The 6,580-nt window shown below is 39.7% G+C and carries 5 protein-coding genes and 1 pseudogene; 5 read left to right on the top strand and 1 reads right to left on the bottom strand.

The window, feature by feature from the left end; genetic code table 11:
- Nucleotides 1-185 precede the first annotated feature (185 nt).
- The 3 genes and pseudogenes from fruB to fruA all read left to right on the top strand — a co-directional run.
- Nucleotides 186-1,343, top strand: a pseudogene (fruB, locus tag P375_RS05370) (fused PTS fructose transporter subunit IIA/HPr protein); the annotation flags it as partial.
- Between the two features lie 4 nt (nt 1,344-1,347).
- Entirely contained in the window at nt 1,348-2,286 is a 939-nt protein-coding gene (gene fruK, locus P375_RS05375; RefSeq protein ID WP_039135236.1) for a 1-phosphofructokinase, read from the top strand.
- Between the two features lie 3 nt (nt 2,287-2,289).
- Nucleotides 2,290-3,978 (top strand): PTS fructose transporter subunit IIBC, encoded by a 1,689-nt coding sequence (fruA, locus tag P375_RS05380; protein ID WP_039135238.1) that lies wholly within the window; start codon nt 2,290-2,292, stop codon nt 3,976-3,978.
- Between the two features lie 49 nt (nt 3,979-4,027).
- On the opposite strand, the gene P375_RS05385 is transcribed toward fruA, so the two are convergent.
- Nucleotides 4,028-4,891 (bottom strand): LysR family transcriptional regulator, encoded by an 864-nt coding sequence (locus tag P375_RS05385; protein ID WP_039135241.1) that lies wholly within the window; start codon nt 4,889-4,891, stop codon nt 4,028-4,030.
- A gap of 110 nt (nt 4,892-5,001) precedes the next feature.
- Between P375_RS05385 and P375_RS05390 the strand changes: the two genes are divergently transcribed.
- Nucleotides 5,002-5,301 (top strand): DoxX family protein, encoded by a 300-nt coding sequence (locus P375_RS05390; protein ID WP_432430742.1) that lies wholly within the window; start codon nt 5,002-5,004, stop codon nt 5,299-5,301.
- 92 nt (nt 5,302-5,393) lie between these two features.
- On the top strand, nt 5,394-6,530 hold the full coding sequence (locus P375_RS05395) for an RNA-guided endonuclease InsQ/TnpB family protein (protein ID WP_039135244.1): 1,137 nt from the start codon (nt 5,394-5,396) through the stop codon (nt 6,528-6,530).
- The last annotated feature ends 50 nt before the right edge of the window (nt 6,531-6,580 follow it).

The following is a 6,580-nucleotide window of genomic DNA, read 5'->3' on the forward strand; positions in this document are numbered from 1 at the left end:
GCTTCCCGATTTTTTTATACCTTATTCTCACCTGCTAAATATCTAAAACGGTTTAGCAAGGTTTTAAAAATACCCTTTTAAATCAAAGAATAGGTTTTTTCTGCATAATTTTTTTACTAAATAAAATAAATTGAGTTAAAATTGTGCAATTTATTTTAGTCACTCATAATCTAAGGAGTCCAATCGTGTTTAATCTCGTTGAAAAAGACATCCATCTTGCGGCGCAAGCCGATGACAAACAACAAGCGATTACTGCTGTTGCCCAAGCCTTTGTTGAAAAAGGGCTGGTTGAAGAGGGTTATTTACAAGGTATGCTTGCTCGAGAACAACAAACTTCAACATTTTTAGGGAATGGTATTGCGATCCCTCACGGCACACTGGATACTCGTCATTTAGTAAAACAAACCGGTGTACAAATATTCCAATTTCCTAACGGCGTAAAATGGAGCGATGATAATATCGCATATCTAGTTATCGGTATTGCAGCAAAATCTGATGAACATCTTGCTATTTTACGTCAATTAACTCACCTACTTGGTGATGAAGATATTGCTGAAAAACTTGCAAAAACCACTGATACTCAAGAATTTATTGCCCTCTTTAATGGCGACAATAATGGTAATATTGTGGATGAAACATTAGTTTCTCTTAATATTGATACCACCAGCTTGTTAACTTTAACAGCAATTAATGCCGGCAACTTACAACAAGCCAAAGCGGTTGATAATCAGTTCGTTAGTGATGTTATTGCTTCTGCTGCTCTGCCTTTAGGCAATGGGCTTTGGGTTAATGACAGCGTTAACGGTAACCAAAAAAATGCAATTGCGTTTGCTCGTCCGAAACAGGCTTTCCAAAATAATAATAAAACTATTGCCGGTTTAGTTACTATCGCTAATGTAGATGACAGTATTGAGAAGTTATTGGCAAATCTACTTGATCCGCAATGCCAACAACAGTTACTCAACGGCTCTGCTACGCAAGTTGTTGCAGCATTGCAAGGCAAAGTTGAAGAAGTTCCTGCTACTGCTAACACAACGGCATCTGCTACATCAACAGTGTCTGCCTCAGAGGAGCAATTGGAAGCTACTTTTACTATCAAAAATGAACACGGTCTTCACGCTCGTCCATCAGCAGTGCTTATCAATGAAGTGAAAAAATATAAATCAACGATCCAAGTGAAAAATATTGATCGAGATACCGGTTTTGTGAATGCGAAAAGTTTAATGAAAGTTGTCGGTTTAGGGACAACTAAAGGTCAACGTTTATGCTTTATTGCTCAGGGTGAGGATGCAGAACAAGCATTAAAAGGTATCGGCGAAGCAATTAATGCCGGTTTAGGAGAGTAAAATGCCTCGCATTGCGACTATTACATTAAATACAGCTTTCGATTTGGTCGGGCGTTTATCTCGCATTCAACTTGGTGAAGTGAATACTGTTGAAACCTTAGGGATCTATCCGGCTGGTAAAGGAATTAATGTTGCTAAAGTATTGCACGACCTCAATTTGGATGTCAGTGTCAGTGGATTTCTTGGGAAAGAGAATCAGGGCGATTTTATTCAACTTTTTCAACAACTTGGGTTAGATGATCGTTTTCAACGTGTTGCCGGAAAAACTCGAATTAACGTTAAAGTTACTGAAACTGAAGCGGATGTAACCGATTTAAATTTCTTAGGTTATCAAGTCTCTGAAACGGATTGGCAATGTTTTGTTGAACAATCGCTACAGGATTTTAAAGATTACGATTTGGTTGCTGTCTGTGGTAGTTTGCCGAAAGGCATTTCTCCACAAGCATTTACTGCTTGGTTACAACAACTTGGACAGCATACTAAAGTCGTTTTAGACAGCAGCAATGAGGCTCTCACTGCCGGTTTAAAAGCAAATCCGTGGCTAGTAAAACCAAATCATCGTGAGTTGGAAGCTTGGATTGGTAAACCGCTCAATTCATTAACAGAAATTATTGATGCCGCTAAGCAGTTGAAAAAGCAAGGTATTGCTAATGTTATTATTTCAATGGGGGCAGCAGGTTCATTATGGATTAATGATGAAGGTGTTTTGCAGGCTCAACCACCAAAATGCACTAATGTGGTAAGTACGGTCGGCGCTGGTGATTCAATGGTTGCCGGTTTAATTTACGGCACAGAACAACAGCTTTCAAAAGAACAAACACTACGTTTCGCTTCTGCCGTTTCCGCATTAGCAGTTGCACAAAGTAATGTTGGTGTTGCCGATCATCAAGCATTGCATCAACTTATTGACCAAGTCAAAATCACCAAAATTGAGGAATAATCTATGAAGATTTTTTTATTAGCACAAGAAAAACGTGGTAATGCAACGCTTTACTTGTTAAAACAAATGGTTAGTAAAATTGCTAATCAGCAAAACCACCAGCTGGTTGAACAGGCACAAGATGCCGATCTTGTATTAGTGTTAGGCGATAAATTACCAAATAATCCAGAGCTTGCCGGTAAAAAAGTATTTTTAACAGCTTTTGAACAGGCGTTTAATGCACCGGAGCAAACCTTACAACAAGCCCTCACATCAGCAACAGATTATCAAGCACCAACAGACGCTCCAGCCGAAACCGTTGCGAGTGATCGTCCATTAAATATCGTTGCAGTTACTGCTTGTCCTACCGGTGTAGCTCATACTTTTATGGCGGCGGAAGCGATTTCTACCTATTGCCAAAAACAGGGTTGGAACATAAAAGTCGAAACTCGTGGTCAGGTTGGTGCCAGCAACTTAATCTCAGCTGAAGATGTTGCTGCTGCCGATCTTGCCTTTATCGCTACCGATATTGACGTTGATTTAAGCAAATTTGATGGTAAAAAAATGTACCACACTTCAACCGGTTTAGCGTTAAAGAAAACCGCACAGGAATTTGAAAAAGCGTTTAAAGAGGCTAAAGTTTATCACCATAAACAGGATAATAACGCCACGGCGAAAACTGAAAGCAAAGAAAAAGGTGAGAAAAAAGGCATTTATAGCCACTTAATGACCGGTGTTTCTCATATGTTACCAATGGTGGTTGCCGGTGGTCTTATCATTGCGCTCTCTTTCGTATTCGGTATCGAAGCTTTCAAAGAAGAAGGAACATTGGCAGCCGCATTGATGAAAATCGGTGGCGGTAGCGCATTCGCATTGATGATTCCGATTCTTTCCGGTTATATCGCTTACTCTATTGCTGACCGTCCGGGGCTTACTCCGGGGCTTGTTGGCGGTATGTTGGCAAGCTCGCTTGGTGCTGGCTTTATCGGTGGTATTATTTCCGGTTTCTTGGCAGGTTATATCGCTAAAGCGATCAATGATCACGTTAAATTGCCACAAACAATGAATGCCCTAAAACCGATTTTGATTATTCCATTCCTTTCTACTTTGTTTGTCGGTTTAATTATGATTTATATCGTTGGTGAACCGGTAGCTTGGGTAATGAACAGTATGACTGAATTCTTGAAAGGAATGCAATCAGGCAGTGCAGTTGTGCTTGGCATTATCCTTGGAGCAATGATGTGTTTTGATATGGGCGGTCCTGTAAATAAAGCTGCCTATACTTTTGGTGTTGGTCTATTAGCATCTGCTTCCTACTTACCTATGGCGGCTGTAATGGCAGCAGGTATGGTGCCGGCATTAGGTATGGGGATAGCCACCTTTATTGCTCGCAAAAAATTCAATGCAAATGAATTGGAAGGCGGTAAAGCCTCTTTTGTTCTTGGTTTATGCTTTATTTCCGAAGGAGCAATTCCGTTTGCTGCCCGTGATCCAATGCGTGTGATTCCTAGTTGTATGATTGGCGGTGCATTAACAGGAGCGTTATCAATGCTGTTTGGTGTACAGTTAATGGCGCCACACGGAGGTATTTTTGTGCTTGCAATTCCGGGTGCTATTCAGCCGGTATTACTTTATTTAGTGGCTATTGCAGCTGGTAGTATTGTTACCGGTGTGTTGTATGCAATGATTAAACCGAAAACATTAGAAGCTTAACTGTTTAAAAGTGATGGGATTTTCCCATCACTTTTCCTTTCTACCTTTGCTAAAAATCGTAATGTTTTAACGGATAACTCAGGAACTTCTCTGCCATAAAATCAATAAAACTGCGTACTTTCGCACTCATAAATTCTCGATTCATATAAGCAGCATATAGTGTATGATTTCTGTTTGCCGGATGTGGCACAATTTGCAGATCTCCTTGCTTTAAATCATCCTCGCACAAGAAACTAGGCAAATAAGCAATGCCTTGAGCTGCCAATGCCAACTGATACAACATTAAGGTATTATTGCTTGAGATAATATCAATAAAATGATGATCGACTTGTGTATAAGTTGGGATTAAACCTTTATGTTGCGTCCACGACTGCTCATTTAATTGTCCAAACTGCTGAATATATTTAGGACTAGCAACCCAGAAAAACGGCAAGCTGGCTAAGGGTTTTACAATTAAATTTTCTGCTGGATGTGCGGTAACTTTTAACGCCAAATCAAAACCTTGACCAACCAAATCAGTGTGATGATTATCCAACGAAAGCTGCAAATTCACTTGAGGATAGCGATGTTGATATTCAGCTAAAAATTCTGCGAAACGCCTTGTTGCAAACCAAACCGGTAAAGTGATTTTTAATGTCCCTTGCGGATGGATCGTTCCTTGACTCGCTATCTGTTTTGCCTCTTCAAGATCATCTAATGCCACCACACAACGTTGATAATAATCTGTACCAACTTCGGTTAAACTTAAACGCCTGCTTGTTCTATTTAATAATTTTGCCTGCAAATAATGTTCTAAGTTTGATAAATGTTTACTTACCATTGACGTGGACATATTCAACTGTTCTGCGGCTTTGCTAAAACTGCCTTTTTCGACTATCTGTCGAAATACTTTCATACTCTGTAAAGTGTCCATTATCATTTCCTATTAAGAAAAAATACTTTTCTAAAAACCATATCGTTTTCAGATTATGAAATCAATATACTAACTCACGTTTTCACTACTTAATTAAAAAAGGATAATTTATGTCTAACTCTCAATCATTAAGCCATTACGGTTTAGGTTTATTACGTATTGTTGCTGGTTATACTTTTTTATTACACGGCAGTGCAAAATTATTTGCACTTCCACACGTTTCCGCTTTTGATGGCTTGTCTGTTTTCTCATTATTGGGAATTGGCGGCATTTTAGAATTAGTCGGTGGTATTTTATTAGTGTTGGGTTTATTCTCTAGAATCACCGCATTTATCCTTTCCGGAGAAATGGCATTTGCCTATTTTATCAAACAGTGCCGTAAAACTCTGCCCTTCAGGGCGGAGATATAAGGCACAAGCGAATCTGGCGTTTGTTGTTGTCGATGTTGGCGAAAAATCAATAACAATATAAAATAGCACCATTTTTACACTCCTATTTTTGTATGTTACTCCGCAAAGCCTTTAAGTTCGAGATAATGCCAAACGGCAACCAAATCCGCAGAATTAAACAGTTCTGTGGTTGCTCTCGTTTTGTGTTCAATCGGGCATTGGCTTGGCAAAATGAACAATACGAGCAAGATAACAGCTTTAAGTTCAGTTACACTAAAATCGCCAACTTGCTTCCACAATGGAAAAAAGAATTAGTTTGGCTAAAAGAATGTCATTCGCAAGTGCTGCAACAGTCGTTAAAAGACCTTGAAAATGCGTTTAAAAATTTCTTCCAACAGCGTTCAGATTTTCCAAAATTCAAGAAAAAAGGCGTAAAAGAAAGTTTTCGTTTTCCACAAGGTTGCAAGCTGGAGCAACAAAATAGCCGCATTTGGCTACCAAAAATCGGCTGGGTTCGTTATCGCAATAGTCGTGAGGTCATCGGCGAAATCAAAAATGTCACTGTCAGCCAGAAATGTGGACGCTTTTTCGTCAGTATTCAGACCGAGTTTGAATATCAAATTCCAATACACAACGGCGGTGAAATTGGTATTGATATGGGCGTGGCACGATTTGCCACACTTTCAAATGGTGAGTTTTTTGAACCGTTGAATGCGTTTAAAACCTATAAAGGCAAATTGGCAAAACTGCAAAAACGGCTTAAAAACAAGGTCAAATTTAGCCAAAATTGGCAGAAATTAAAGGCAAAAATCGCCAAATTGCATCATAAAATCGCTAATTGCCGCAAAGATTTTTTGCATAAAATCTCAACCCAAATCAGCAAAAACCACGCAATGATTTACATTGAAGATTTGCAAGTGGCAAATATGTCGAAATCCGCCAAAGGTACGGCGGAAACACCAGGCAAAAATGTTGCTGCAAAATCAGGTTTAAACCGTTCGATACTCGACCAATCGTGGTTTGAGTTTCGCCGTCAGTTGAGCTACAAAACGCAATGGCAAGGTGGATTTTTAGTGGCAGTGCCAGCGCAAAATACCAGTCGAACTTGCCCTTGTTGTGGTCATGTAGCAAAAGAAAATCGCCAAACACAGGCTAATTTTGAGTGTGTAGAATGTGGCTACACAGAAAATGCCGATGTGGTTGGCGCGTTAAATGTATTGGGGCGTGGGCGAGCTATCGTCCACGCGTAATAAAATGTCAGGGCAGGACATGCCCGTAGAGCTTGTGAAGTGAACTTCAT

This window comes from Gallibacterium genomosp. 2 (assembly GCF_000771895.1).
Taxonomy (GTDB): Bacteria; Pseudomonadota; Gammaproteobacteria; order Enterobacterales; family Pasteurellaceae; genus Gallibacterium.